The following is a 25,551-nucleotide window of genomic DNA, read 5'->3' as shown; positions in this document are numbered from 1 at the left end:
GAGCGGAGCTTAGCAAGCTCTCAGGCGGTTCCGCCTACGGTCAAACCATCGATGCGCAGGGTGGGCTGGCCGACACCTACGGGCACGCTCTGGCCTTCCTTGCCGCAGGTGCCCACGCCCGAATCGAGCGCCATGTCGTTGCCGATCATGGTCACGCGGGTGAGCGCGTCAGGGCCGTTGCCCACGATGGTCGCGCCCTTCACGGGGTATTGGATCTTGCCGTTCTCGACCCAGAAGGCCTCGCTGGCCGAGAACACGAACTTGCCACTTGTGATGTCGACCTGGCCGCCGCCGAAGTTGGTGGCGTACAGGCCCTTCTTGATGCTGGCGACGATTTCCTTCGGGTCCTTGTCGCCGCCAAGCATGTAGGTGTTGGTCATGCGCGGCATCGGCACGTGGGCATAGCTCTCGCGCCGGCCGTTGCCGGTGGGCTTGACCTTCATGAGGCGCGCGTTGAGCGAATCCTGGATGTAGCCCTTGAGGATGCCGTCTTCGATGAGCACGTTGCGCTGGCTCGCATTGCCCTCGTCGTCCACGTTGAGCGAGCCGCGGCGGTCGGCAATGGTGCCGTCGTCCAGCACCGTCACGCCCTTGGCCGCCACGCGCTGGCCGATGCGGCCCGAGAATGCGCTCGAGCCCTTGCGGTTGAAATCGCCTTCCAGCCCGTGGCCGATGGCCTCGTGCAGCAGGATGCCGGGCCAGCCGGAGCCGAGCACGACCGTCATCTCGCCAGCGGGCGCCGGACGGGCGTCGAGGTTGGTCAGCGCAGCCTTCACGGCTTGGTCGACGTATTCGGCCATCTGCTCGTCGGTGAAATAGGCCAGCCCGAAGCGCCCGCCACCGCCGCCGGAGCCAACCTCGCGGCGGCCGTTCTGCTCGGCGATCACGGTCACCGACAGGCGCACCAGCGGCCGTACGTCGGCTGCCAGCGTGCCGTCGGCGCGCGCCACCAGCACCACGTCGTACTCGCTCGCCAAACCGGCCATGACCTGCGCCACGCGCGGATCGCGCGAGCGTGCGAGCTTTTCGACCCGCTCGAGCAGTTGGACCTTGGCCGCGCTATCGAGCGTCGAAATGGGATCGACGCCGTTGTAGAGCGAACGGCTCGACGCAATCTTGCGCGCCGGCGTCTTCACGCGGCCGGTGCGGCCGGCGGAAGAAATCGAGCGGACCGTGCGGGCCGCATCGAGCAGCGACGCCTCGGAAATATCGTCTGAATAGGCGAAGGCGGTCTTCTCGCCGCTGACCGCGCGCACGCCGACACCCTGGTCGATGCTGAAGCTGCCGGTCTTGACGATGCCTTCCTCGAGGCTCCAGCCCTCGCTGCGCGTGTACTGGAAGTACAAGTCGGCATCGTCCACCTTGTGGGCGGTGATCTCGGCCAGGGCCTTGCTCAGGTGCGATTCGTCGAGGCCGAACGGCGTGAGCAGGAGCTGTTGCGCCGTGGCAAGGCGCTCGATGGTGGGTTCGCGAGAGATCATGAAGTGGATTCTAGGGCTCGCCCCCTTGCCGCGCGCGCCCGGCGGCGCTTCGCCTTGCCCCAACCGGGGCCAAGGCTGCGCGCCTAGTTTTGGGAGAGCTTCCTGGCCCGGGCGATCGACATCAGAATGCCAAGCCCCAGCCCCAGCGTGACCATGGCGGTACCGCCGTAGCTGATGAACGGCAGCGGCACGCCCACCACCGGCAGGATGCCGCTCACCATGCCCATGTTGACGAAGGCGTAGGTGAAGAAAATCATCGTTACCGCCCCGGCCAGGAGCCGAGAGAACAGCGTGGTGGCGTTGGTCGCAATGGCCAGCCCGCGGAAGATCAACAGGATGAAAGCCGCAATCAGGGCCAAATTGCCCACCAGGCCGAATTCCTCGGAATAAGCGGCAAAGATGAAGTCGGTGGTGCGCTCGGGAATGAATTCGAGATGCGTCTGCGTGCCCTGCATGAACCCCTTGCCGCCCACGCCGCCCGAACCAATGGCGATCATCCCCTGGATGATGTGGAACCCCTTGCCCAGCGGATCCTTGCTCGGGTCGAGCAGCGTGCACACGCGCTGCTTCTGGTAGTCATGCAGCACCCGCCAGTCGACGCCCTCCGCGCACAGCCGCGACTCGAAGCTCACGATCAGCGTGATTGCCACGGCGCCGATCACCACCGGCGGCACGATGAGCTTCCACGGCAGCCCGGCAAAAAAGATCACCGCGAGGCCGGCAGCGAGCACCAGCAGCGAAGTGCCCAGGTCGGGCTGCTTCATGATGAGCCCGACCGGAATGGCCAGCAGCACCGTAGCCACCACGAAATCGAGCGGCCGCAACTGGCCCTCGCGGCGCTGGAACCACCAGGCCAGCATCAGCGGCATCGCAATTTTCAAGATTTCGCTCGGCTGGATCACCACGCCGAGGTTGATCCAGCGCGTGGCCCCCTTCTTCGTGATTCCGAAGAGCGCAACCGCAATCAACAGCGCCACCCCGGTCACATACACCGGCACCGCAAACATCATCAGCCGCTGCGGCGGCACCTGGGCCACCACGAACATGATGAAGCCCGCCAGCAGCATGTTGCGGCCATGGTCGGAAAAACGCGAGCCGTGGTCGTAGCCCGACGAATACATGGTCAGCAACCCGGCGAAGGCCAGCAACAGCACGGCGAAAGCCAGAAAGCCGTCGAACCCCTGGAAGATGGGCGCGACGCGGCGCGCCAGGGAGGGCTGATTGAACACGGCGGACATGGGCTGGATTATCCGCGCCCGGCACGCCCCGTCAGTCGAATTCGAACTGAACGACCGTGCGTCCCGGTCGGCTTTCGACCGCCAGCCGGGCGCCGACTGCGCCGGCGCGCTCCGTGAGTGCCCGCGGCACCTGGGACGCGTCGAAACCCCGGCCGTCGTCGATCACACGCAACTGCACCCTTCCGGCCTGCGCTTGCGACTCGATCCGCAGCGTCTTTGCCTGGGCGTGCTGCATCACGTTGGAAACCGCCTCGAACAGCAGGAACTGCAATTGCCGCATGCCTTGCGCGTCGAGCCCCTTTACCGTCGGCACCTCTTCCACGCCCCACTCCAGCTGGATGCCCGCGGCCGCCAGGCGCGGTTCCAGCCGGTAGCGCAGCGCCGCCAGCAGCGCGCCCACGTCGCCCGGCGGCAGGTGGATGGAGTCGATCGAGAGCTTGAGCTGGTCGAGGGAGTCGCGCAGTGTGCGCAGCAGTTCCTCGGAGCTGGCCTGGCCCGACTGCAGCTGCCGGATGGCCGAGCTGATGTGCGAGCCCACGCCGTCGTGCATGTCGCGCAGGATGCGTTCGCGCTCATGGGTTCGGGCCTGGTCGCGCGCCACCTGCTCCAGCGCCGCGAAGGTCGATGCGAGCTCGCGTTCGCGCTGCGCCACCCGCTGGGCGAGTGCCGCCACCGAGCCGCGCGCTTCGATGCTGGCGGCGCGGAAGCGCCGCAGCACGATCAGCAGCAGCGCAATACCGAAGAACACGGAGGAATAGCGCACCCAGGTGGTTTCGCCGTAGGCATCGCTCAGGCGGATCACCAGCCAGTCCCGGATGCCGAACCCCAGCGTTGCCAGCGCGGCGGCCGCCACCAGCAGGCGCCCCAGGTTGGGCCGCCGCACAGTCGCCACCACGAAGGCGCAGACGAACAGTGCGATGAACACGATCTCCGCCGCAAGCCAGCCGGTAAGCCAGTACGGCTCCTCGCGGAACAGCGCCATCGAGCTCGCGGCGATCGTTCCGGCGACCACTGCCGCCATTGGCCACCGCAGCCAGCGCATGCGGGGCCTGTGGTCCCAGCCCGCCAGGTGGTAGCAGAACATCATGGCGGAGGCCGCCCAGCCCGCATAGCAGGCGGCCATGAGCACGCCCCAGGCCGGCCAAGGCAGGGGCGGTTCGGCAATTACGCCGTCGGCCACGCGCAACGCCCAGCAGAACTCGGCGAGCGCCGTCCAGAAATAGATGCCGTCGCGCCGATGCCGCCCCACGGCGTCGGCGTCTACCTGGGTGAGCCACAGCGCCAGTGCAATGCCGCCGACGATGAGGCTGAAGGCACTCAGGAGCACCGAGCCGGTAAAGCGCCAGCCATAGGCCGTTTCGAAAAGCTCGGTGCGCACCGGCGTGGCCGGCCCGATCGTCACGCGTGAAAGCCCCGCCCGACGTGCGCTGTCGGCGCGGATGCGAATCTGCAAGCGGTTGCCGCCGGCTTTCAGCAAATGCCCCGGAATCGGCACATAGATGGGTGCCTTGGCGTAGTCAGGCCCGTTGCCGCGGCCCAGATCTCCGTAGACCTGAAGCAACGCCTCGTTGAGCGAAACCTCGAGGACGTTGCCGGCCCGCGGAATGAAGATGCCCCACGGCGTCTCGGGCGCGGCGTCGAGCGTGAACGGCAGTTCGAAGCTCGCGAAGCCGGGGCGCCCCCGGTGCTGGCGATCCCAGTGGTAGGAAAGCTCGACGGGCGCTGTATGCGTGACGCCGTCGACGGTGACGGTCGCCGTGCCGCTGCGCAGCTCAAGGGGGCCATCCGCCGCCGCGGGACCCGCCGGCGCCAGCAGGACTACCGCAAGCCAGAGCGCGAGCAGCGCCCTCCCGGGCCTTGCGAACATGCGCCCCGACACACGATTCACCCGGGGTGGGACAGCAGGCCGAGGCGCGTGGCTTCGAACACAGCCTCGCTCTTGGAGTGCACCGCCAGCTTGCCGTAGAGGTTCTTGATGTGGGTCTGCACCGTGTGCACGCTCAGTCCCTTGAGCCGGGCGATTTCGGCATAGGAGAAGCCGCGCGCGATCAGCGTCAGCACTTCGTGTTCACGGGCGGAGAGCAGGCTGGGCGCCGTGCTGTCGATGGCCGCCTGGGGCACTGCCGCGGCGGGCGTGCCCGCCGTTTGCAGGCTGCGGTACTTGGCAAGCACCCGCCGCGCGATCATGGGCGAGATCGGCGAAGCGCCGGCCTTCATCTCGACGATGGTCTGCGCGATGTCTTCGGGTGCCGCGTCCTTGTGGATGTAGCCGACCGCGCCGGCCTCGATGCTGGAAAGCACGTTTTCCTCGTCGCCGAAAACCGAGATCACCAGCGGCTCGCAGCCGGGAAAGCGCGCGACGGCTTCGCGGATGACGTCCAGCCCGCTGCCGTCGGGCATGCCAAGGTCGACCAGCAGCACATCGGGGATGGTGGCGGTCTGCGCAAGCCACGCCAACGCCTCGTGCACGGTGCCGGCGCTTCCCAGCCAGAAGAGGCTTGCGCTGCGCTGCACGCTGGCCTCGAAGAAGGCACGCGCGCGGCTGTCGTCCTCGACCACGAGCACGCCCCAGCGGCGCGCCGTTCCGGGATCAGGAGCCTCGATATTCATGGGCTTAGCATAAGCCGCCACGTCGATTCAAAAGGCCGCGGCGCCTCCCATCTTCATGGGATGCAGGCACCGATCCCGCACCGCGAAACTTCGCGCCGCTTGCAAAAACACAACAACGCCGGACGGACTTGGCCACTCCTGGCGCATCAGCTGAGTACTTTTTGGTTCCGAGACAAAGCCCGCGCCCGATCGGATGCAGAAAAATCCCGCAGCCCGGAGATTCCAGTGGTACACATTCACCTCCCCGCACGAAGCCTGCATGCGAAAGCCCTCACCGGCATCCGCGCCCCGCACGAGGACCTCATGCAAAATTACTCGGCTCCTTCTATGGAGTTGCGTCGAACGCAACATTTTCAGTCTCCGCCTCGCATGGATCCGAAAACCACTCACCTGTTGTATCTGCACGGTTTCCGCTCCTCTCCCCGCTCGACCAAGGCGCGGCTGATGGCGCAGCGCGTGGCGCTGGAGCACCCCAACCTGCAGTGGTGGTGTCCGCAGCTGCCGCCTTCTCCGCGTGAAGCGATCGACATGGTGATGAAAGGCATTGCCGACTGGCCGCGCAAGTCGATGGCCGTGGTCGGTTCCTCGCTCGGCGGCTTCTATGCCACCTACGTTGCCGGAATGACGCGCTGCCGTACCGTGCTGCTCAACCCCGCCGTGCACCCCGCGCGCGATCTGCAGCTCTACATTGGCGACCAGACCACGTGGCAAGACCCGGCCGAGCACTTCTATTTCCGGCCGGAGTACATCCAGGAGCTGCGCACCATGGAAGTTGGCGCCCTCACGCGCCCCGAGCGCGTGCTGGCCATCATCGCCAAGGGCGACGAGGCGCTGGACTGGCACGAAATGTCCGCGCGCTACCCCGACAGCAACATCAAGCTGCTCGAGGGGGGCGACCATGCGCTCTCCGATTTCGAGCAGAACCATCTGGACGACGTCATCGACTTCATCAACCCGGTCTGAGTCCCTCCGGCGCCGGGCGGCGGGCCGGGTCCAGCGTGGGACAATCGGCTCATGTTTGTATTGTTTGAAGAAGCCGGCAAGTACCTCGGCGGCCGCGTGCTTTCGGAGGCCGAAGCATCGGCGCAGGTCGAGCTCGACACCGGCAAGCGCGTCAAGGTCAAGGGCGCCAATATCGTCCTGCGTTTCGAGAAGCCCGCCCCGGCCGAGCTGATTGCCGAAGCGCGCGCCATCGCCGCCACCATGGACCTCGACCTCGCATGGGAATTTGCGGCCGAGGGCGAATTCGGCTTTGCCGAACTCGCGGCCGACTATTTCAGCGACAAGCCCACGCTCGCGCAGCAGGCGGCCGCGCTTTTCGCGCTGTTCGAGGCGCCGCACTACTTTCGCCGCGCAGGCAAGGGGCGCTTCAAGAAGGCGCCGGCCGAAATCGTGCAGCAGGCGCTGGCCGCCATCGAAAAGAAAAAAGTCGTGCAGGCGCAAATCGTCGAGTGGGCCGGGCAACTGGCCGAGGGCGTCTGCCCGCAGCCGATTCGCGAGCAGCTCTACAAGATCCTGTTCAAGCCCGACAAGAACGCGCCCGAGTACAAGGCCGTGGTCGACGCCGCGCGTGCCACGCAGCGCCCGCCGCTCGAGCTGCTGGAGCGCGCCGGCGCCATCGATTCGCCCTACCAGTTCCACTGGCGCCGCTTCCTTTTCGAGAATTTTCCCAAGGGCACGGGGTTTCCGGCGCTCGCCGCGCCGGCCATCGCCGACGACCTTCCGCTGGCTTCCGGCGTCCAGGCCTTTTCGATCGACGATTCGCAGACCACCGAAATCGACGATGCACTCTCGGTGCAGGGCCTCGGCAGCGGCACCGTCACGGTCGGCATCCATATTGCGGCGCCGGGCCTTGCGCTCACGCCGGGCAGCGCCATCGACCAGGTGGCGCGCTCGCGCATGTCCACGGTCTACATGCCGGGCCACAAGATCACGATGCTGCCCGACGAGGTTGTCAACGCCTACACGCTGCTCGAAGGCGGCGATCGGCCGGCGGTGTCGCTCTACGTGCGCTTCGACGAAGCCACGCTCGAACTGCAGTCCAGCGAGACCAAGCTGGAACGCGTGCCCATCGTGGCCAACCTGCGGCACGACCAGCTCGACAGCATCGTCACGCAGCCCTGGCTCGAAGACGCCTCGTTCACGAGCGAGAACACGCCCGAGGCGGCTGCGAACCTGCGTGCACCGCTCTCCTTCCTGTTCCGTCTTGCAAAGCAATTGAAGGCCCAGCGCGAAGTGGTGCGCGGCAAGCCCGAGAACTTCAACCGGCCCGACTACAACTTTCGCCTCGTCGGCAATGACGGCGAGCCGGACGGCAGCGAGCAGGTGCAGATCACCACTCGCCAGCGCGGTGCGCCGCTCGACCTGATCGTGTCCGAGGCAATGATCCTGGCCAACAGCAGTTGGGGCGGCTGGCTCGGCGAGCTCGGCGTGCCCGGGCTCTACCGCAGCCAGGCCAGCCTGGCGCCGGGCATCAAGGTGCGCATGGGCACGCGGGCCCTGCCGCATGCGGGCCTGGGCGTGAAGAGCTATGCCTGGAGCACCTCGCCGCTGCGCCGCTACACCGACCTGGTGAACCAGTGGCAGATCATCGCGGCCGCGCGCCACGGCAAGACCGCGGCGCTGGCCGCGCCGTTCAAGCCGAAGGACGCCGACCTGTTCTCCATTCTCTCGGGCTTCGACGCCGCCTACGCAACCTACAACGCCTACCAGGGCGGCATGGAGCGCTTCTGGACGCTCAAATACCTTGAGCAGCAAGGCATCACCGAGCTTGAAGTCACCGTCATCAAGGACATCCAGAACGGCGCGCTGGTGCGTGCGGACACGCTGCCGCTGGTGTTTCCGGTCGCGGGCCAGCAGGAGCGCGGTGCGCGCCTGCGGGTGAAACTCGGCGAGATCGACGAAATTGCGCTCGACGTGCACGGCACGGTGCTCGAGCGCCTCGACGCGCCCAAGGCGGACGCCGCGGCTGACGAGGAAAGCGGCGACGAGGAAGAAGAAGTGGCCGGTCCCATCGCCATTGCGGTCGACCTCACCGACAGCGAGCCGGCACCGGAGAACACGCCGGCGTGAGCGCCGCGCGCAATATAAAAACCATTCAATGAGCCGCGAGGAGCGTCGTCAATGAACTTCAGGGATCTGAGCACACTGCAGATTGCACTCGGTGTGTCGATCATCGCGCACGCCGCGCTTCTGACGGTGCGCTTCGTCGACCCTGAATCGTTCAACCGGGTCTTCAGCGACACGCCGCTCGAGGTGATCCTGGTCAACAGCAAGACCAACGACAAGCCCGACGCCACCGCCCGCGTCATGGCGCAAACCTCGCTGGCTGGCGGCGGCGACCTCGAAAGGGGCCGCGCCACCAGCCCGCTGCCGCCCTCGAGCTTTACCGCCGTGGGCGACTCCATCGAAGAGGCGCAGCGCCAGGTCGAGGCCATGCAGGCGCAGCAGATGCAGCTGCTCGCGCAGCTCAAGCGTGACCTGGCCGCCATGCCCGCGCCGGATCCACGCGTTTCGGGCGACCCGAAGGAAGCCGTGGCCCGCGAAGAAAAGCGGCGCCAGATGGTCGAGCTGCTGGCCGAAATCGAACGGCGCGTGAACGAAGAAAACGCACGCCCCAAGAAGCGCTACCTGAGCCCTTCCACGCGCGAGGCGGCCTATGCCATCTACGTGGACACGCTGCGCCGCCGTATCGAGGTGCGGGGCACCGAGAACTTTCCCACCGCCGCCGGCAAGAAGCTCTACGGCCAGCTCAAGATGACGATCACCATCAACCACGACGGCAAGATCCTCGACACCGTGGTCGATGAGAGCTCGGGCGACACCACGCTCGATCGGCGTGCCAAGGCCATCGTGCACAGCATCGGCAACTTCGGCAAGTTCACCGATGCAATGCGCAAGCAGACCGACCAGATCGTGCTGCAGTCGCGCTTCAAGTTCACGCGCGACGAAACCATCGAGCTCTCTTCCCAATAGCAACACCAGCAAATCACGGCGCCATGGACCTGTACTGCGTAATGGGCAACCCCGTCGAGCACAGCCGCTCGCCGCACATCCATGCCCGATTTGCCGAGCTCTGCGGCCAACAGCTGGAATACACCCGTCGGCTCGTGCCGATCGGCGCCTTCGCCGAAGGCGTCGCCAGCTTCCGGCGAGAAGCGGCCGAACACGGCAACATCGCGAGCGGCTGCAACGTCACGGTGCCGTTCAAGTTCGACGCGGCCGCAATTGCACAGCACACCAGCGAACGCGCCCTGCTCGCGCAAGCGGTGAACATGCTTCGCTTCGAAGCGGACGGCAGCATTCACGCCGACAACACCGACGGCATCGGCCTGGTCAACGACATCGTGCGCAACGCCGCCGTGCCTTTGGCAGGCTGCGAACTGCTGCTCATCGGCGCGGGCGGCGCTGCCGCGGGCGTGCTCGGCCCGCTGCTCGATGCGGGCGCCTCGCGTATCGTCGTGGCCAACCGAACCGTCGGCAAGGCCATGGCCCTGGTGCAGCGCCACGCGGCCCTGGCCTTGCGCCACGGCGCCACGCTCGAAGCATGGGCCCTCGACGAAGTACCCGGCAATTTCGACGTGGTGATCAACGCCACCGCCTCCAGCCTTGCGGGCGATGCGGTACCGGTACGCGCCCAGGTGCTGCGCCCCGATGCGCTCGCGGTCGACCTGATGTACGGGCCCGCCGCCGCCGGCTTCATTGCGTGGGCCGAAGCGCACGGCGCGGTAGGGCGCGACGGACTCGGCATGCTGGTCGAGCAGGCGGCTGAAGCGTTCGAGGCTTGGCGCGGCGTGCGCCCGCCCGCCGCACAGGTGCTGGCCGAACTGCGCGCCTCGCTCGCCGTCGGCCAATGAAGGGGCTGCTGCGGCTGATTGGCTGCCTGCTGGTAGCGGGCGTGGCGCTCGAGATTTTCTTTGTGGCGCGCATAGCGGCCATGGCCGTGATCGCTCCGCAGAGCACGGCGTTCCAGCGCTCCGAAGCCTGGCAGATCGCCATTCACCAGGGCAGCAAGGGCGCCTGGCGCCAGGAGTGGGTGCCCTACGCGCAGATCAGCGACAACCTCAAGCGTGCCGTCATCGCCAGCGAAGATGCCGACTTCATCGACCACAACGGCGTGGAATGGGAAGCCATCGAACGCGCCCGGCAGCGCAATGCCAAAGCCGAGGAGCTTGCGGCCCGGCGTGCGGCACGCGCCATTGCGCGCGGCAAGCCGGTGCGGCCCGTGCAGCTGCGCGGCGGCTCCACCATCACGCAGCAGCTGGCAAAAAACCTGCTGCTCTCCGGCGAGCGCACGCTGCTGCGCAAGGGCCAGGAGCTGGTGCTCGCCATGACGCTCGAAGTGCTGCTCGACAAGCGGCGCATCCTCGAGATCTATCTCAACAATGTCGAATGGGGCGAAGGCGTGTTCGGCGCCGAAGCCGCAGCCCAGTACTATTTCAAAAAGCCCGCCTCACGCCTGAGCGCCGGCGAGGCCGCACGCCTGGCGGTGATGCTGCCCAGCCCCAAGTTCTTCGAGCGCCGGCTGGGCTCGTCTTACCTCAACGGGCGGGCTTCGACCATTGTGGCGCGCATGCCGTCGGCCGAGCTGCCCTGACGGCGCCGCATAGCGCCTCGATGGCCAGCACGGCCGCAAAGCCGATCAGGTAGGCCACCACGTCCCACCAGTCCGCCGTACTGCCGAGCACGATGCGCAGGGCGCGGTTCGGAATATGCAGGTGCCAGGCCGATGCCAGGAATTGTCCCAGTTCGACCGCCAGGCCCACGCCGAGCGCGGCCAGCGCCAATGGCAGCACGCGCGTGGCAATGAAAGTCTTGAAGACGAGGTAGACCCATGCCACGGCCAGCACGTCGCCGAAGAAACTCCGCACCCACCCCCAGCGCGCGCCAATGGTGGCCAGCAGCACGAGAACAAAGAACAGGGCCACCGCCCACACCAGAGAAAGAGGATCGAAACGCCATCGCATGACCCGTATCATCGCGCCCATGCTGGCAAAGCTCACAGGTTGGTTGTTGTTGGGGATCGTCCGGTTGCTCACGGGGGCCCAGGCGCGGTGGTACGGCTGCCCGCCAAAGGCCGAGCAGCGCATCTATTTCGCCAACCACCAGAGCCACGCCGACCTCGTGATGATCTGGGCTGCCCTGCCTGAAGAGCTGCGCAGTATCACGCGGCCCATTGCGGCGCGCGACTACTGGGCCAATACGCCGTTCAAGCGCTGGATCACGACGGAGGTGTTCAACGCCGTTTACGTGGAACGGGCGGCCACGGCGCCCGCTTCGGCAGCACCGGCACCAGCCGCGGCCGAGCCTGACACGCCACCCGCGCCAGCACGAGATACCGCTGCAGGGCCAGCCGAACGCATCGAGCCTTCGATGGAGCCATTGCTGCCGCTGGCGCCAGCGCCGCAGACCGTCGTCGATGTGGCCCCCGAGGCTTTCGACGAGATTCAAGGGCGGCTCGATCTTCCTGCGCCGCCGCCTCCCGCGGTCGCGCCCCCTGTCGAACCACCGGCTGCAACCACGGAAGCCGCGCCTTCCGAACCCGCTGCGGCTCCCGCCTCCGATCCGCTCGCCCCCTTGGTCGAAGCCCTGCGCAGCGGTGACTCGATCATCATCTTTCCCGAGGGCACGCGCGGCCACACGGGCGAGCCGCAGAAGTTCAAGTCGGGCCTCTACACGCTCGCAACGATGTTTCCTGACGTGGTGCTGGTGCCTGCATGGATCGACAACGTGCAGCGCGTCATGCCCAAGGGCGAGATCGTGCCGGTGCCGATCTTGTGTTCAGTCACTTTCGGCGCACCAATCCGCGTGGAAGAAGACGAAGAGCGCCGCCCTTTCCTCGATCGCGCGCGTGCTGCCGTGATTGCTTTGCGTGATGTGTAAATTGGAACTGACATGAACCAGTTCCTGCGCAGCCTCACCCCGACCCAGCAAGTCGCGACCCTGTTCCTCATCGTCTTCGGCCTGCTCGTGATCGCGAGCACAACCGCGCTCTTCCTGAGCTTCAGGGAACGCCGCAACCCCGTGCACGACGCCACCTGGCAGGCCGAACTCGCCCACTACCGCAAACTGCTGGGCACCACCTGGTTCATGGTCATCGTGTTTTGGGTTGGCTGGGCCTTGGGCGAAACCGTGGCCACCGTGTTGTTCGCACTCATCGCCTTCTTCGCGCTGCGCGAGTTCATCACCCTTTCGCCCACACGCCGCGGCGACCATCGCAGCCTCATCCTGGCCTTCTTCGTGGTGCTGCCGATCCAGTTCTGGCTCGTGGCCACCGCGCGCTTCGACCTGTTCACCGTTTTCATTCCGGTCTACGTGTTCCTTGCGATTCCGGTCGCAAGCGCACTCGCCAACGACCCCAGCCACTTTCTCGAGCGCAACGCCAAGCTGCAATGGGGCATCATGATCTGCGTCTACGGCATGAGCCACGTGCCAGCACTGCTGCTCCTGAGCTTTCCGGGCTACGAAGGCAAGAGCGCGTTTCTCGTGTTCTTCCTGGTGTTCGTGGTGCAGACTTCGGTGCTGGTGCAGCACGTGATCTCGCGCCGCTCGCAGCGCAAGCCCTTTGCACCCAACGTGAGCCGCAGCTTCAACTGGACCAGCTGGGGCATCGGCATCGTGGTGGCCAGCCTGGTCGGTGCGCTGTTCTCGTTCATCACGCCCTTCAAGTTCGGCCAGGCGCTTGCCGTCTCGTTCATCGCCTGCATCGCGGGTTCCATGGGCCACCTGGTGATGAAGGCGCTCAAGCGCGACCGCGGCATTCCCAACTGGGGCAAGAAAGGCGTGGGCGTGACCGGCGCCAACGGCCTGCTCGACCGCGTGGACGCACTGTGTTTTGCGGCGCCCATCTTCTTTCATTCGATCCGCTGGTACTTCAACGTCTGACGACATGCGCATTCTCGGCATCGACCCCGGCCTCCTGACCACTGGCTTCGGCGTGGTGGATGCGGACGGCCATGCGCTGCGCTACGTTGCGAGCGGCACCATCAGCACCCGGCACCTGGGCAGCGGCAACCTGCCGGCGCGCCTCAAGGTGCTGTTCGACGGCATCGCCGAAATCGCCGAGCGCTACCAGCCCGACGCTTCGGCGGTCGAAATCATCTTCGTCAACGTCAACCCGCAATCGACACTTCTGCTGGGCCAGGCACGCGGCGCCTGCGTGACCTCGCTGGTGAACAGCAAGCTCACGGTGGCCGAATACACCGCGCTGCAGATGAAGAAGGCCGTGGCCGGCCACGGCCAGGCTGCAAAGGCACAGGTGCAAGAAATGGTGAAGCGCCTGCTCGACCTGCCCGGCCTGCCCGGCGCGGACGCGGCCGATGCGCTGGGCATCGCCATCACCCATGCGCAGGTGGGCCGCTCGATGGCGCGGCTCGCCGAAGCGGCCGAGCTGTCGAAAACGCATGCCGGCACCTACCGGCAAGGCCGCTCGAGATAGCGCCGTTCAGGCGCTCATCAATGGCGCGGCGCAAGCCAGGCCGGCTACCGGGCTAGGCCACCCGCTCGGCGATCAGCACCGCAAAGAAGCCGAACGCCGCAAGCAGCGTCCACTTGAGCACGATCCAGCCGAAGCGCCGGTACTTGACCTGCCCTGTTCCGGCATAGAACGCGAACGACACGCCCGCCACCAGCAGAAGCAGCAGGATGGCCCAGCGGAAGACAAGCATTGCGTGGTAGCGCGAGGAACTGAAGAACCTGCCTGCTACCAGGCCCGCGCCACTTCGCCGAAACCGCGCGGTGCGCGCTTTTCGTCTTCGAAGGTGACGATCTCGTAAGCGTCGCTGTGGGTGAGCAGTTCGCGCAGCAGCTTGTTGTTGAGCGCGTGGCCCGAGCGGAATGCGGTGTAAGCGGCCAGCAGAGGCTTGCCGATGATGTACAGGTCGCCCATCGCGTCGAGGATCTTGTGCTTCACGAACTCGTCGTCGTAGCGCAGCCCGCCGGCATTGAGCACCTTGGTGTCGTCCATCACGATGGCGTTGTCCAGCCCACCGCCGAGCGCCAGGCCCTTGCTGCGCATGTACTCGACTTCCTTCGTGAAACCGAAGGTGCGTGCGCGCGCGATGTCGCGGCTGTAGGAATCCTTGCCCAGGTCGAACTCCACGCGCTGGCCGGTGGAGTTGACCACGCGGTGGTCGAAGTCGATCTCGAAGCTCAGTTTGTAGCCATGGTACGGCTCAAGGCTCGCCCACTTCTCGTTGGCGCCCTCGCCTTCGCGCACCTCGACCTTGCGGGTTACGCGAATGAAGCGGCGCGGCGCCTTCTGCAGCTCGATGCCCGCGCTTTGCAGCAAGAACACGAACGACGAGGCCGATCCGTCGAGGATCGGAACTTCGTCGGCCGTGATGTCGATGTAGAGGTTGTCGATGCCCAGGCCCGCACAGGCCGACATCAGGTGTTCGACCGTCTGCACCTTCGCTCCGCCGGTGGAAACCGTGGAAGCCAGGCGCGTGTCGGTCACCGCTTCGGCGGTCATGCGGATGTCGACCGGCTCGGGCAGGTCGACGCGCCGGAACACGATGCCCGTGTCCGCAGGAGCCGGACGCAGCGTGAGCTCCACGCGCTGTCCGCTGTGGAGCCCCACGCCCACGGCGCGGCTGATCGACTTGAGGGTTCTTTGTTGCAGCACACCCGTGATTTTAGGCGCCCGGCGCGCGTGGCGGCCTATGCCCCTCGCTATGGCATCGATAGACATAGGTTCTATTCAAGCGCCCACGATGGACGCAAAGGGCACGAAGCGAACGCAGCGCCTAGGGCCGGTGGAAGTCCCTTTCAGGTCTTCCCCGTACCCCTTGCGAACCTTCGTGCCCTCTGCGTTCGGTGGCCTGGCCTCAGTCAGCCTGACGGCGCAGGAATGCGGGGATCTCGAAGTCGTCCATGCCGCCCGAAGACAGCGCGTCCACCTTGGCCGCGGCCATCGTGCGATTGGTACGCCACACGCTGGGAACCGCCATGCCGTCGTAGTTGGGCTGGCTCACGCCGTGGCCGCCGTGGCCTGCATGGCCCGTGCCGCCGAGCGTGGGCACATTGAACGGGATGTTGTCGGTGCCGGTGCGGATCACTTCGAGCGTCGGTGCCTGGCGGCGTGCGTCGGCGCGCGAGAGGCCGGTGGCCACCACGGTCACGCGCATTTCGTCGCCCAGGGTCTCGTCGTAGGCGGCGCCGTAGATCACGTGCGCATCGGGCGAGGCGTAGGCGCGGATGGTGTTCATCGCGAGCTTCGACTCGTTCAGCTTCAGCGAACCCTTCGACGCGGTCACAAGCACCAGCACGCCCTTGGCGCCCGAGAGGTCGATGCCTTCGAGCAGCGGGCAAGCCACGGCCTGTTCGGCGGCGATGCGCGCGCGATCCGGGCCGGCAGCGGCTGCGGTGCCCATCATGGCCTTGCCCGGCTCGCCCATCACGGTGCGCACGTCTTCGAAGTCGACGTTCACGCCGCCGTACTCGTTGATGATTTCCGAGATGCCGCCCACGGCGTTCTTCAGCACGTCGTTGGCGTGCGCGAAGGCTTCGTCCTGGGTGATGTCCTCGCCCAGCACGTCGAGCAGCTTCTCGTTGAGCACCACGATCAGCGAGTCGACGTTGGCTTCGAGCTCGGCCAGGCCGGCGTCGGCGTTGGTCATGCGGCGGCCGCCTTCCCAGTCGAAGGGCTTGGTCACCACACCCACGGTGAGAATGCCCATTTCCTTTGCCACGCGTGCGATCACGGGGGCTGCGCCGGTGCCGGTGCCGCCGCCCATGCCGGCCGTGATGAACAGCATGTGCGCACCGTCGATGGCCGCGCGAATGTCGTCGACCGCGGCTTCGGCCGCGTCACGGCCCTTGTCGGGCTTGCTGCCGGCGCCCAGGCCGCTGGTGCCCAGCTGGATGATCTTGTGTGCGTTGCTGCGCTGGAGCGCCTGCGCGTCGGTGTTGGCGCAGACGAACTGAACGCCCTGCACGCCGCGCTCCATCATGTGCGCGACGGCATTGCCGCCGCCGCCGCCGACTCCGATCACCTTGATCTGAGTGCCTTGGTTGAATTCTTCGACTTCGATCATTTCGATGGTCATTTCTAACTCCTTGAATTTTGCAGTTGCCGTTGTGTATCTATGAATTTTTCTAGTGTCTTGACGAGTTCAACGTAGCCGTCGTCGGGGCGGTGGACCTGTGCGCCGCCATCGCTCGTTGAAATGCAAGGGAGGACCGCCGCGTGCGAGCCAGAGTGGGGAGTGATTCATGGTCAGAAGTTCCCCACGATGAAGTCCTTGAAACGTCCGAACGCAGTCTTTACCGATCCGTTCTTCTGCGCGACCTTGAAGCCGCGCATGCGTGCGAAGCGGGCTTCCTCGAGCAGGCCCATCACGGTGGCGGCGCGCGGCTGCGCGACCATGTCGGACAGCGCGCTCGAATACTTGGGAATGCCGCGCCGCACCGGCTTTAAAAAGATGTCTTCGCCGAGCTCGACCATGCCCGGCATCACGGCGCTTCCGCCCGTGAGCACCACGCCCGACGACAACACCTCTTCGTAGCCCGACTCGCGCACCACCTGCTGCACCAGCGAAAAGATTTCTTCGATGCGCGGCTCGATCACGCCCGCAAGCGCCTGCTTGCTCAGCATGCGCGGGCCGCGATCGCCGAGGCCGGGCACCTCCACCTGCGTGTCGGGGTCCGCCAGGAGCTGCTTGGCATAGCCGTTCTCGACCTTGATGTCTTCGGCGTCCTTGGTGGGCGTGCGCAGCGCCATGGCAATGTCGCTCGTGATCAGGTCGCCCGCGATCGGAATCACGGCCGTGTGGCGGATCGCGCCGTTGGTGAAAATTGCAACGTCTGTGGTGCCGGCGCCGATGTCCACCAGCACCACGCCGAGCTCGCGCTCGTCCTCGGTCAGCACCGCCTGGCTCGAGGCCAGCGGGTTCAGCATCAACTGGTCGACCTCCAGCCCGCAGCGGCGCACGCACTTGATGATGTTCTCGGCCGCGCTCTGTGCGCCAGTCACGATGTGCACCTTGGCTTCGAGCCGCATGCCGCTCATGCCGATCGGCTCCTTCACGTCCTGCCCGTCGATCACGAACTCCTGCGGCTCCACCAGCAACAGGCGCTGATCGCTCGAGATGTTGATGGCGCGCGCGGTTTCCACCACGCGGGCCACGTCGGCGGGCGTTACTTCCTTGTCCTTCACCGCCACCATGCCGCTCGAATTGATGCCGCGGATGTGGCTGCCGGTAATGCCCGTGTAGACGCGGCTGATCTTGCAGTCGGCCATCAGCTCGGCCTCTTTCAGGGCCTGCTGGATGCTCTGCACGGTGGCGTCGATGTTCACCACCACGCCGCGCTTCAGGCCATTGCTCGGCGCAATGCCGAGCCCGGCCAGCTTGAGTTCGCCGCCGGGCAGCACCTCGGCCACCACCACCATCACCTTGGCGGTGCCGATGTCGAGTCCGACAACCAGGTCTTTGTATTCTTTGGGCATTGAATGTCCTCGGTATTCGCTATTTACTTCTTCTTGGTCTTCGGGTCGGTAACGACCGTGGTGACGCCACGAAGGCGCAACGCATAGGCATCGTTGTGGCGCAGATCGGCCCCTTCGATGTCCGCCGCGGTGCGGTGGTATTGGCCCGCGACCTGGGTCACGGTTTTCAGGAAACGTTGCGCACGGGCGGCCACCTCTTCGGGCTGCCCGCGGCCGAGCTCGATCTCGGCGCCGCTGTTCAGCACCACCTTCCAGCTGCCCCGGCTCGAAAGCGTGAGCTCGTCGACGCTGAAGTCGTAGGGCTGGAAGATCGGCGCGATCACGCGGTACATCCCAAGCACCTGGCCGGCCTGCTCGATGGGACCATCGAGCCGCGGCAGGCGGTCGTCCACCTCGGCCACGTTGGCTTCGAACACGTCGCCAAAGCTGTTGATCAGCTTCGAGCCTGCTTCGTCGCCCCAGTTGGCCACGGGCACCTGCTCGGTCAGGGTGACGCGCAGCTTGTTGGGAAACTCGCGCCGCACCACTGCCTTGCGCACCCAGGGCACAGACTCGAAGGCCGTTCTCGCGCGGGCGAGATCGACCGTGAAGAAATTGCCCGCGAGCTGGGGCGCCACGTTCGCGCGCAGGGTCACTTCATTGTTGTGCGTCACGTCGCCGTCGACCTTGATGCCGGCAATGGGAAAGAACGGCTGCCGCAGCACCCACCATGCGCCCGCCGCAAGCAGCATGAGCGCCACCACCGCGAACGCGAGGTTCGAGACGATGTTCATGAGCTTGACGTCGAATGGCGCCGGGATGCTGTCGGCCATGGCTATTGCGCTCCTCCCGTGGAGTCCAGCGAAGCCGAGGCCAGCACGCGCAGGCACAGGTCTTCGTAGGCAATGCCCGATGCGCGCGCCGACATCGGCACCAGCGAATGGCTGGTCATGCCGGGCGAGGTGTTCATCTCGAGCAGGAAGGGCTTGCGGTCGCTCGCGCGAATCATCACGTCGGCGCGGCCCCAGCCGCGGCAGCCGAGCGTGTGGTACGCGGCCAGCGTGATGCGCTGGATCTCGCGCTCCTCGGCTTCAGGCAGGCCGCTCGGGCAGTGGTACTTCACATCGTCGGTGAAGTACTTGTTCTGGTAGTCGTAGGCGCCTTCGGGTGCGGCAATGCGCACCACGGGCAGCGCGCGCGCATCGAGCCCCTGGCCGAGCACGGCACAGGTCACTTCCTCGCCCTCGATGAACTCCTCGCACAGCACGTCGGCGTCGTATTTGGCCGAAAGCGCCACGGCGTCCTGCATCTGCGAATAGCCCTCTACCTTGGTCACGCCGATGGACGAGCCCTCGCGCGGCGGCTTCACGATCAGCGGCAGGCCCAGCACGTCGGGCACGGCGCGAATCTGTTCGCGGCTTTGCTGGTCGAACGCCAGGCGCACGTATTTCGGCGTCGGCAGGCCGTCGGCCTGCCAGATGCGCTTGGTCATGACCTTGTCCATGGCCACGCTGGAAGCCATCACGCCCGAGCCGGTGTAGGGAATGCCGAGCAGCTCGAGCGCCCCCTGCACCGTGCCGTCTTCGCCATGCCGCCCGTGCAGCGCGATGAAGCAGCGCGCGAAGCCGTCGCGACGAAGCTCGACCAGATCGCGCTCCGACGGATCGAAGGCATGCGCATCGACGCCGCGCGAGCGCAGCGCCTCGAGCACGCCGCCGCCCGACATGAGCGAGATTTCGCGCTCGGCGGAGCTTCCGCCGAACAGCACGGCAACCTTGCCGAATTGCTTTGGATCTTGAAGAGTCATTGGGTAACCTCCGCGCCGCTCGCCGCGGTGGCAAGTTCGACAACCTTGCCGGGCACTGCACCAATGGAGCCCGCCCCCATGCAAAGCACCACGTCGCCGGCGCGCGCGTTGTCCACAATGGCTTGCGGCATGGCGTTGATGTCGTCCACGAAAACCGGCTCCACCTTGCCTGCCACGCGCAGGGCGCGCGCCAGCGAGCGGCCGTCGGCGGCCACGATGGGCGGCTCGCCGGCGGCGTACACCTCGCCCAGCAGCACCGCGTCGGCATTGCCGATGACCTTGACGAAGTCTTCGAAGCAGTCGCGCGTGCGGGTGTAGCGATGCGGCTGGAAGGCCAGCACCAGCCGGCGGTCCGGGAATGCGCCGCGTGCGGCGGCAATGGTCGCGGCCATTTCGACCGGGTGATGGCCGTAGTCGTCGATCACGGTAAAGGTGCCCGGCGCGTCCACGCCGGCCTGCCCCTGCACGGCCACCTCGCCATAGCTCTGGAAGCGGCGGCCCACGCCCTTGAAGCCGGCCAACCCGCGCTGCACCGCTTCGTCGGGAATACCTAGCTCCACCGCCACCGCGATCACGGAAAGCGCGTTGCGCACGTTGTGCTCGCCCGGCAGGTTGAGCACGATGGGCAAGTCGGGCAGCGTGACGCCGTTACGCCGCTGCGCCGTGAAATGCATTTGCCCGCCCACGGCACGCACGTCGACCGCGCGCACCTGGGCGCCTTCATCGAACCCATAGCTGGTGACCGGGCAGGTGACCTCGCCCACGATGTCGCGCACCGCCGGATCGTCGGTGCACAAGATGGCCACGCCGTAGAACGGCATGCGGTGCAGGAAGTCGACGAACGCCTTCTTGAGCTTCGCGAAGTCGTGCCCGTAGGTTTCCATGTGGTCGGCGTCGATGTTCGTGACCACCGCCATCACGGGCAGCAGGTTCAGGAACGAAGCGTCCGACTCGTCGGCCTCCACCACGATGTAGTCGCCGCTGCCGAGCTGCGCATTGGCGCCGGCGCTGTTCAGGCGGCCGCCGATCACGAAGGTCGGGTCGAGCCCGGCGGCTTCGAGCACGCTCGCCACCAGGCTGGTGGTGGTGGTCTTGCCGTGAGTGCCGGCAATCGCGATGCCCTGCTTCAGGCGCATCAGCTCGGCCAGCATCATGGCGCGCGGCACCACGGGAATGCGCTTCTCGCGCGCGGCCAGCACTTCGGGGTTGTCGGACTGCACCGCCGTGGAGGTCACGACCGCGTCGGCGCCCTCGATGTGCGCGGCCGCATGCCCGACGAAGGTACCGATGCCCAGGCTCGCGAGCCGGCGCAGCGTGGCGCTGTCCGCCAGGTCGGAGCCCGTGATGCGGTAGCCCAGGTTCAACAGCACTTCGGCAATGCCGCTCATGCCCGAGCCGCCGACGCCCACGAAGTGAATATGACGAATCGCGTGCTTCATTTGGCAAGCTCCTCGCAGGCGCGGACGACCGCTTCCACTGCTTCGGTCTTCTGCATGGTTTTGGCCTTGGTGGCCTTTTCGATCAGCGCGGTGCGCTCGGTTTTCTGTAGCAAGTCAGCCAGCAATTCAGGTGTGAGGTCGGTCTGCTGCACCAGCCAGCCGCCGCCCGCATCGACAAGGAAGCGCGCGTTGGTGGTCTGGTGGTCGTCGACCGCCGAAGGAAAAGGCACGAACAGCGCTGCTGCGCCGACGGCCGCGATTTCTGTGACGGTGCTGGCCCCTGCACGCGCGACGATGATGTCGGCGTCCGCATAGGCCTGCGCGGTGTCTTCGATGAACGGCGTGAGCTCGCCCTCGACGCCGGCCGCGGCGTAGTTGGCGCGCAGCTCGTCGATCTGCCTGGCGCCGCTCTGGTGCAGCACCGTGGGGCGCGTGCCCGGCTCGATGCGCGCGAGCGCCTGCGGCACCACGGCATTGAGCGCCTTGGCGCCCAGGCTGCCGCCGACCACCAAGAGGCGTAGCGGCCCGCTGCGGCCTGCAAAGCGCACGGCCGGCGCGGGTTGCGACGTGAACGCCGCGCGCAGCGGATTGCCCACCCACTGCGCCTTCTTCAGCACATTGGGAAACGCCGTGAACACCCGATCGGCCACGCCCGCGAGCACCTTGTTGGCGAGGCCGGCAACCGAATTCTGTTCGTGCAGTACCAGCGGCTTGTTGAGCAGCACGCTCATCATTCCGCCCGGAAAGGTGATGTAGCCGCCCAGGCCCACCACGACGTCGGGCTTGACGCGGCGCACCACGCCAAGGCTCTGCCAGAAAGCCCGCAGGAGCCGCAGCGGAAGCAGGAACAGCGTGAGCGGCCCCTTGCCACGCACGCCGCCAAACTGAACCGGCTCGAAGGCAAAGCCGCGCGGCGGCACCAATTTTTCTTCCATGCTGCCGGGCGCGCCCAGCCAGTGCACGCGCCAGCCGCGCTCGCGCAAGGCCTCGGCCACCGCGAGTCCTGGAAAGATGTGGCCGCCGGTGCCGCCGGCCATGACCAGTGCGGTGCGGGCGGTCATATGCGGCCTCCGCGCATCAGCACACGATTCTCGTAATCGATGCGCAGCACCACGGCCAGCGCCACCAAGTTCATCAGGATGGCCGAACCGCCGAAGCTCATCAGCGGCAGCGTCAGCCCCTTGGTGGGCAGCGCTCCGAGGTTCACGCCCATGTTGATGAAGGCCTGGAAGCCGATCCACACGCCCACGCCCTGTGCCACGAGCCCCGAGAACACGCGGTCCAGCGCAATCGCTTGCCGGCCGATGTGCATGATGCGGCGGGTCAACCAGAGGAACAGGCCGATGATCAGCAGCACGCCGACCAGGCCGAACTCCTCGCCGATCACGGCCAAGAGGAAGTCGGTGTGCGCCTCGGGGAGCCAATGCAGCTTTTCGACGCTGCCGCCCAGCCCCACGCCGAAGATCTCGCCACGGCCGATGGCAATGAGCGAGTGCGAGAGCTGGTAGCCCTTGCCCAGCGCATGCTCCTCGCTCCATGGATCGAGGTACGCAAAGATGCGCTCGCGCCGCCACGGGCTGGTGGCAACGATGGTGCCGAAGGCCACCACCACCAGCGCGGCAATGACGAAGAACATGCGCGCGTTCACGCCGCCCAGGAACAGGATGCCCATGGCGATCACGGCAATGACCATGAAGGCGCCCATGTCGGGCTCGGCCATCACCAGCATGCCGACCACCACCACCGCAATGCCCATCGGCAGCACCGCGCGGAAGAAGCGCTCCTTGATTTCCATCTTGCGCACCATGTAGCTGGCGGCATAGAGCACCATTGCGAGCTTGGCGAGCTCGGACGGCTGAAAGCGCATGAAGCCCAGCGGCAGCCATCGCCGCGCGCCGTTCACGTTGATGCCGATGTGCGGAATGAGCACCGCCACCAGCAGCAGCAGCGAGGCCACGAAGAGCCAGGGCGCGGAGCGCTCCCAGGTCTTCATGGGAATCTGGAAGGCCAGCAGCGCCGCAATGAACGCCACCGCCACCGACGCCGCATGCCGCGTGAGGAAGAACACCGGGCCGTAGCCCGCGCGCGCGAAGCGCGGGTTGTCCGGCAGTGCAATGGAGGCTGAGTACACCATCACCAGGCCCCAGGTGAGCAGCGCGACGGTGACCCAGACCAGCGCCTGGTCGAAGCCCAGCACACGCATCGGCGTGGCCTTGGTCTGCGTGATGCCGGCGCCGCCCAGCCGCACCGGCAGGTGCATGGGCAATGCGTCGATACCGCTGCGCGCGCGCCCGAACCAGCCACCGAAACGGGTGGGCTTGGCGTTGGGCGTGGCGCCGGCGGCTGTGGTGTTCAAACCGGGTCTCCCGAGGAAAAGTCGGAATCGTTCGATGACGAGGTGGTCTCGCGCGGGTTGTCCGCGAGCGTCTGCACGGCCTCGCGGAACACCGTCGCGCGATGTTCGTAGTCCTTGAACATGTCGAAGCTCGCACAGGCCGGTGACAGCAGCACGGCATCGCCGGGGTTGGCGCGCGCGGTGGCCAGGTTCACGGCCTCTTCCATCGAGCCCGCATGCATCAGTGAGACGCCGGTGGAAGCCAGCGCCTGCTCGATCAGCGGTGCGTCGCGGCCGATGAGCACCACGGCGCGCGCAAACTGGCGCACCGGCTCTGCCAGCGGCTCGAAGTCTTGGCCCTTGCCTTCGCCACCGAGGATGACGACCACGCGGCGGTCTTCGCCCAGGCCGCTCAGGGCGGCGGCCGTGGCACCGACGTTGGTGCCCTTGCTGTCGTCGAAATACTCGACATCGTCCACCAGGGCGATTGGCTCGACCCGATGCGGCTCGCCGCGGTATTCGCGCAGGCCGTAGAGCATGGGGCCGAGCGGACAGTCGGCGGCACTGGCGAGCGCAAGCGCCGCCAATGCGTTCATGGCGTTGTGGCGCCCGCGGATGCGCAAGGCGTCAGCAGGCATCAGGCGTTGAAGGAAAATTTCTTCTTCCACCACCGCGCCGCGCTTGCGCTTTTGCGTCTCGTCGGCTTCCAACGCGCGCACCAGCCAGGCCATGCCGTTGACACGCTCGATGCCGTAGTCGCCCGGGCGCAGCGGCATCGCGCTGCCGAAGGTGATGTGCGTGCGGATCTGCGGGCGCTGCAGCTTCACCCTGACGGGCGCGGGGAGCATCGCCATCACGCCCGGGTCGTCGCGGTTCAGCACCATGAGGCCCTGTGCACCGAAGATGCGTGCCTTGGCGGACGCATACGCGGGCATGTCGCCATGCCAGTCGAGATGGTCCTGCGTGAGGTTGAGCACTGTTGCGGCCGTCGGCTCGAAACCCTGCACGCCGTCGAGCTGGAAGCTCGAAAGTTCGAGCACCCACACGTCGGGCAGCGTCTCGGCATCGATATGCGAAGCCAGCGTGTCGAGCAGCGTCGGGCCGATGTTGCCCGCCACCGCCACGGTCTTGCCCGCACGTTCGACGAGCTGACCCGTGAGCGCGGTGACGGTGGTCTTGCCGTTGGTGCCGGTGATGGCGAGCACGGCGGGCGTGTAGCCCTTGGGTGCCGGCGGCTCTTCGATCGGCACCAGGGGAAGCTGGGCCGTGGGTTCTTCCTCGACAGCAGCGGAGGCCGGGTTGGAAGCGGAGATTTCGGCAATCTTGGCAACGAACTCGGCCGCCTCCCGGGCCGCGGTAGGCACGTAGGGCTTGCCGGTGCTCGGCAGCCTCGAAACGGTGGCGGGCGCCGGCGATGGGGCGGACGCTTCTTGCGTCTCTGCGTTCGGTGCGTCGTCCGAAGGCGGCGAAACAGGAACGCTCAGCGAGGGATCGCGCGGCATGGCTTCCGCCATCGCGGGGGTTGCTGCAGCCTCGCCTTCGGTGGCCGGCTCGGCCGGCGCTTCCGCTGGCTCGGGTGCCGACGGCGCTTCGGTGGCGTTCGTCGCTTCTGCTGGCGAAGCAGGCGCTGCAGCTTCAGGCGTTTCCGCAGGTGCAGCAGCTTCGACCTGCTCGGTCGATTCCGGCACTTCGGCCACTTCAGGAGCTTCAGCCTCGACAGGTGCAACTGCCGGCGGTTCAACCTCCAAGGCCAATTCGGCCTGCGCTTCGGGTGCCGCAGCTTCCACGGGCAGTTCCGCGGCCGGCGCGGCTTCGGCTGGTGCCTCGGCTTCGGGCTCCGCCTCCACGACCGGCACTTCGACCGTCCGCAGATCCTGCAGCGCACGCGCAAAGAGATCGAGTTCGCCGCCGACCGGCAGCCCCACGGCGCGCGCCGCATCGGCAACCGGAGCGATGGTCGCGGGCGACAGGCCCGGCGAACGGTAGACGGCCCGGATCGGCGTGCCTTCGATCAGCGCGGCCGAGAACGGTCCGCCGACGAACGCCACGTCGGGCAGTTCCGCCCGCAGCGTGGCAAGCAGCGCGGGCGCCTCGCGCGTATCGGCCACGGTCACCAATGCGCCGTGGCGTGCGCACCAGCGCGCCATCGCCAGCCCGGACGCACCAAGGCCGAGGATCAATACGGGGAGGTCTTTCAGGTGTCGCATGTGCCCG

Annotated in this window: 23 protein-coding genes; 8 read left to right on the top strand and 15 right to left on the bottom strand. The window is 66.7% G+C overall.

Translation table 11 applies throughout. The annotated features are described in order from the left end of the window. Window positions 1-20: 20 nt before the first annotated feature. The 4 genes from tldD to GOQ09_RS04440 all read right to left on the bottom strand — a co-directional run bounded on the left by tldD (window position 21) and on the right by GOQ09_RS04440 (window position 5,329). Window positions 21-1,481 (bottom strand): metalloprotease TldD, encoded by a 1,461-nt coding sequence (gene tldD, locus GOQ09_RS04455; protein ID WP_157612060.1) that lies wholly within the window; start codon window positions 1,479-1,481, stop codon window positions 21-23. A gap of 83 nt (window positions 1,482-1,564) precedes the next feature. Next, a complete protein-coding gene (rodA, locus tag GOQ09_RS04450) occupies window positions 1,565-2,719 on the bottom strand; it encodes a rod shape-determining protein RodA (RefSeq protein WP_157612059.1) in 1,155 nt (384 codons plus the stop codon). Window positions 2,720-2,750: 31 nt separating this feature from the next. Continuing rightward, the gene (locus GOQ09_RS04445; RefSeq protein ID WP_157612058.1) at window positions 2,751-4,586 is read right to left on the bottom strand and encodes a sensor histidine kinase; all 1,836 of its coding nucleotides are present in this window, start codon (window positions 4,584-4,586) and stop codon (window positions 2,751-2,753) included. 17 nt (window positions 4,587-4,603) lie between these two features. After that, window positions 4,604-5,329, bottom strand: a complete 726-nt coding sequence (locus GOQ09_RS04440; RefSeq protein ID WP_157612057.1) for a response regulator transcription factor — start codon at window positions 5,327-5,329, stop codon at window positions 4,604-4,606. 369 nt (window positions 5,330-5,698) lie between these two features. Here GOQ09_RS04440 and GOQ09_RS04435 point away from each other — a divergent pair, with 369 nt between their 5' ends. Genes GOQ09_RS04435 through GOQ09_RS04415 form a run of 5 tightly spaced genes read left to right on the top strand, consistent with a single transcriptional unit; the run spans window position 5,699 to window position 10,925 of the window. After that, window positions 5,699-6,292 carry a YqiA/YcfP family alpha/beta fold hydrolase gene (locus tag GOQ09_RS04435; protein WP_157612056.1) on the top strand — a complete coding sequence of 198 codons (594 nt, stop codon included), beginning with the start codon at window positions 5,699-5,701 and terminating at the stop codon, window positions 6,290-6,292. Between the two features lie 51 nt (window positions 6,293-6,343). Then, window positions 6,344-8,401 (top strand): ribonuclease catalytic domain-containing protein, encoded by a 2,058-nt coding sequence (locus tag GOQ09_RS04430; RefSeq protein WP_157612055.1) that lies wholly within the window; start codon window positions 6,344-6,346, stop codon window positions 8,399-8,401. A 51-nt stretch (window positions 8,402-8,452) separates the two neighbouring features. Next, window positions 8,453-9,304, top strand: coding sequence for an energy transducer TonB (locus tag GOQ09_RS04425; protein WP_126747938.1), 852 nt, complete (start codon window positions 8,453-8,455; stop codon window positions 9,302-9,304). A 23-nt stretch (window positions 9,305-9,327) separates the two neighbouring features. Next, a complete protein-coding gene (gene aroE, locus GOQ09_RS04420; protein ID WP_157612054.1) occupies window positions 9,328-10,185 on the top strand; it encodes a shikimate dehydrogenase in 858 nt (285 codons plus the stop codon). Continuing rightward, a complete protein-coding gene (locus tag GOQ09_RS04415) occupies window positions 10,182-10,925 on the top strand; it encodes a transglycosylase domain-containing protein (RefSeq protein WP_157612053.1) in 744 nt (247 codons plus the stop codon). The genes aroE and GOQ09_RS04415 overlap by 4 nt, the downstream gene beginning before the upstream one ends. Here the strand turns inward: GOQ09_RS04415 and GOQ09_RS04410 are convergent. Further along, entirely contained in the window at window positions 10,870-11,307 is a 438-nt protein-coding gene (locus GOQ09_RS04410) for a DUF2809 domain-containing protein (RefSeq protein WP_157616582.1), read from the bottom strand. The genes GOQ09_RS04415 and GOQ09_RS04410 overlap by 56 nt on opposite strands. A gap of 7 nt (window positions 11,308-11,314) precedes the next feature. Between GOQ09_RS04410 and GOQ09_RS04405 the strand changes: the two genes are divergently transcribed. Genes GOQ09_RS04405 through ruvC form a run of 3 tightly spaced genes read left to right on the top strand, consistent with a single transcriptional unit; the run spans window position 11,315 to window position 13,766 of the window. Then, the gene (locus GOQ09_RS04405; protein WP_207309956.1) at window positions 11,315-12,211 is read left to right on the top strand and encodes a lysophospholipid acyltransferase family protein; all 897 of its coding nucleotides are present in this window, start codon (window positions 11,315-11,317) and stop codon (window positions 12,209-12,211) included. 12 nt (window positions 12,212-12,223) lie between these two features. Then, window positions 12,224-13,213: a phosphatidate cytidylyltransferase gene (locus tag GOQ09_RS04400; protein WP_157612052.1), complete on the top strand. Its 990-nt coding sequence runs from the start codon at window positions 12,224-12,226 to the stop codon at window positions 13,211-13,213. A 4-nt stretch (window positions 13,214-13,217) separates the two neighbouring features. Continuing rightward, the gene (gene ruvC / locus GOQ09_RS04395; protein WP_157612051.1) at window positions 13,218-13,766 is read left to right on the top strand and encodes a crossover junction endodeoxyribonuclease RuvC; all 549 of its coding nucleotides are present in this window, start codon (window positions 13,218-13,220) and stop codon (window positions 13,764-13,766) included. A gap of 52 nt (window positions 13,767-13,818) precedes the next feature. Here the strand turns inward: ruvC and GOQ09_RS26085 are convergent, their stop codons facing one another. The 10 genes from GOQ09_RS26085 to murD form a co-directional block, all read right to left on the bottom strand. Continuing rightward, window positions 13,819-13,995, bottom strand: a complete 177-nt coding sequence (locus tag GOQ09_RS26085; RefSeq protein ID WP_165442064.1) for a hypothetical protein — start codon at window positions 13,993-13,995, stop codon at window positions 13,819-13,821. Between the two features lie 35 nt (window positions 13,996-14,030). Beyond that, a complete protein-coding gene (lpxC, locus tag GOQ09_RS04390; RefSeq protein ID WP_165442063.1) occupies window positions 14,031-14,954 on the bottom strand; it encodes a UDP-3-O-acyl-N-acetylglucosamine deacetylase in 924 nt (307 codons plus the stop codon). Between the two features lie 202 nt (window positions 14,955-15,156). Beyond that, window positions 15,157-16,377 (bottom strand): cell division protein FtsZ, encoded by a 1,221-nt coding sequence (ftsZ, locus tag GOQ09_RS04385; protein ID WP_157612049.1) that lies wholly within the window; start codon window positions 16,375-16,377, stop codon window positions 15,157-15,159. A 170-nt stretch (window positions 16,378-16,547) separates the two neighbouring features. Further along, window positions 16,548-17,777: a cell division protein FtsA gene (gene ftsA, locus GOQ09_RS04380; RefSeq protein ID WP_007832444.1), complete on the bottom strand. Its 1,230-nt coding sequence runs from the start codon at window positions 17,775-17,777 to the stop codon at window positions 16,548-16,550. Between the two features lie 23 nt (window positions 17,778-17,800). Next, complete coding sequence (locus tag GOQ09_RS04375) at window positions 17,801-18,589, bottom strand: cell division protein FtsQ/DivIB (protein ID WP_157612048.1); 789 nt, start codon at window positions 18,587-18,589, stop codon at window positions 17,801-17,803. A 2-nt stretch (window positions 18,590-18,591) separates the two neighbouring features. Continuing rightward, window positions 18,592-19,563, bottom strand: coding sequence for a D-alanine--D-alanine ligase (locus GOQ09_RS04370; RefSeq protein ID WP_157612047.1), 972 nt, complete (start codon window positions 19,561-19,563; stop codon window positions 18,592-18,594). Further along, complete coding sequence (gene murC, locus GOQ09_RS04365; protein ID WP_157612046.1) at window positions 19,560-21,002, bottom strand: UDP-N-acetylmuramate--L-alanine ligase; 1,443 nt, start codon at window positions 21,000-21,002, stop codon at window positions 19,560-19,562. The genes GOQ09_RS04370 and murC overlap by 4 nt, the downstream gene beginning before the upstream one ends. Continuing rightward, a complete protein-coding gene (gene murG, locus GOQ09_RS04360) occupies window positions 20,999-22,063 on the bottom strand; it encodes an undecaprenyldiphospho-muramoylpentapeptide beta-N-acetylglucosaminyltransferase (RefSeq protein ID WP_157612045.1) in 1,065 nt (354 codons plus the stop codon). The genes murC and murG overlap by 4 nt, the downstream gene beginning before the upstream one ends. Next, on the bottom strand, window positions 22,060-23,358 hold the full coding sequence (gene ftsW, locus GOQ09_RS04355; protein WP_157612044.1) for a putative lipid II flippase FtsW: 1,299 nt from the start codon (window positions 23,356-23,358) through the stop codon (window positions 22,060-22,062). Before ftsW ends, murG begins: the two co-directional genes overlap by 4 nt. Continuing rightward, entirely contained in the window at window positions 23,355-25,544 is a 2,190-nt protein-coding gene (gene murD / locus GOQ09_RS04350; protein WP_157612043.1) for a UDP-N-acetylmuramoyl-L-alanine--D-glutamate ligase, read from the bottom strand. The genes ftsW and murD overlap by 4 nt, the downstream gene beginning before the upstream one ends. Window positions 25,545-25,551 lie beyond the last annotated feature (7 nt).

The sequence above is a fragment of the Variovorax paradoxus genome, from assembly GCF_009755665.1.
Classification (GTDB): domain Bacteria; phylum Pseudomonadota; class Gammaproteobacteria; order Burkholderiales; family Burkholderiaceae_C; genus Variovorax; species Variovorax paradoxus_G.
This window is presented reverse-complemented; position numbering and strand designations above follow the sequence as displayed.

Excerpts from the sequence above, each read along its gene's own strand:
- GOQ09_RS04440 (WP_157612057.1), bottom strand. The coding sequence starts at position 5,329 with ATGAATATCGAGGCTCCTGATCCCGGAACGGCGCGCCGCTGGGGCGTG.
- GOQ09_RS04430 (WP_157612055.1), top strand. The coding sequence starts at position 6,344 with ATGTTTGTATTGTTTGAAGAAGCCGGCAAGTACCTCGGCGGCCGCGTG.
- GOQ09_RS04375 (WP_157612048.1), bottom strand. The coding sequence starts at position 18,589 with ATGGCCGACAGCATCCCGGCGCCATTCGACGTCAAGCTCATGAACATC.
- GOQ09_RS04415 (WP_157612053.1), top strand. The coding sequence starts at position 10,182 with ATGAAGGGGCTGCTGCGGCTGATTGGCTGCCTGCTGGTAGCGGGCGTG.
- murC (WP_157612046.1), bottom strand. The coding sequence starts at position 21,002 with ATGAAGCACGCGATTCGTCATATTCACTTCGTGGGCGTCGGCGGCTCG.
- GOQ09_RS04405 (WP_207309956.1), top strand. The coding sequence starts at position 11,315 with ATGCTGGCAAAGCTCACAGGTTGGTTGTTGTTGGGGATCGTCCGGTTG.
- tldD (WP_157612060.1), bottom strand. The coding sequence starts at position 1,481 with ATGATCTCTCGCGAACCCACCATCGAGCGCCTTGCCACGGCGCAACAG.
- GOQ09_RS04435 (WP_157612056.1), top strand. The coding sequence starts at position 5,699 with ATGGATCCGAAAACCACTCACCTGTTGTATCTGCACGGTTTCCGCTCC.
- rodA (WP_157612059.1), bottom strand. The coding sequence starts at position 2,719 with ATGTCCGCCGTGTTCAATCAGCCCTCCCTGGCGCGCCGCGTCGCGCCC.
- GOQ09_RS04445 (WP_157612058.1), bottom strand. The coding sequence starts at position 4,586 with ATGTTCGCAAGGCCCGGGAGGGCGCTGCTCGCGCTCTGGCTTGCGGTA.
- GOQ09_RS04370 (WP_157612047.1), bottom strand. The coding sequence starts at position 19,563 with ATGACTCTTCAAGATCCAAAGCAATTCGGCAAGGTTGCCGTGCTGTTC.
- GOQ09_RS26085 (WP_165442064.1), bottom strand. The coding sequence starts at position 13,995 with ATGCTTGTCTTCCGCTGGGCCATCCTGCTGCTTCTGCTGGTGGCGGGC.
- aroE (WP_157612054.1), top strand. The coding sequence starts at position 9,328 with ATGGACCTGTACTGCGTAATGGGCAACCCCGTCGAGCACAGCCGCTCG.
- GOQ09_RS04400 (WP_157612052.1), top strand. The coding sequence starts at position 12,224 with ATGAACCAGTTCCTGCGCAGCCTCACCCCGACCCAGCAAGTCGCGACC.
- ftsA (WP_007832444.1), bottom strand. The coding sequence starts at position 17,777 with ATGCCCAAAGAATACAAAGACCTGGTTGTCGGACTCGACATCGGCACC.
- GOQ09_RS04425 (WP_126747938.1), top strand. The coding sequence starts at position 8,453 with ATGAACTTCAGGGATCTGAGCACACTGCAGATTGCACTCGGTGTGTCG.
- murG (WP_157612045.1), bottom strand. The coding sequence starts at position 22,063 with ATGACCGCCCGCACCGCACTGGTCATGGCCGGCGGCACCGGCGGCCAC.
- murD (WP_157612043.1), bottom strand. The coding sequence starts at position 25,544 with ATGCGACACCTGAAAGACCTCCCCGTATTGATCCTCGGCCTTGGTGCG.
- ftsZ (WP_157612049.1), bottom strand. The coding sequence starts at position 16,377 with ATGACCATCGAAATGATCGAAGTCGAAGAATTCAACCAAGGCACTCAG.
- ruvC (WP_157612051.1), top strand. The coding sequence starts at position 13,218 with ATGCGCATTCTCGGCATCGACCCCGGCCTCCTGACCACTGGCTTCGGC.
- GOQ09_RS04410 (WP_157616582.1), bottom strand. The coding sequence starts at position 11,307 with ATGATACGGGTCATGCGATGGCGTTTCGATCCTCTTTCTCTGGTGTGG.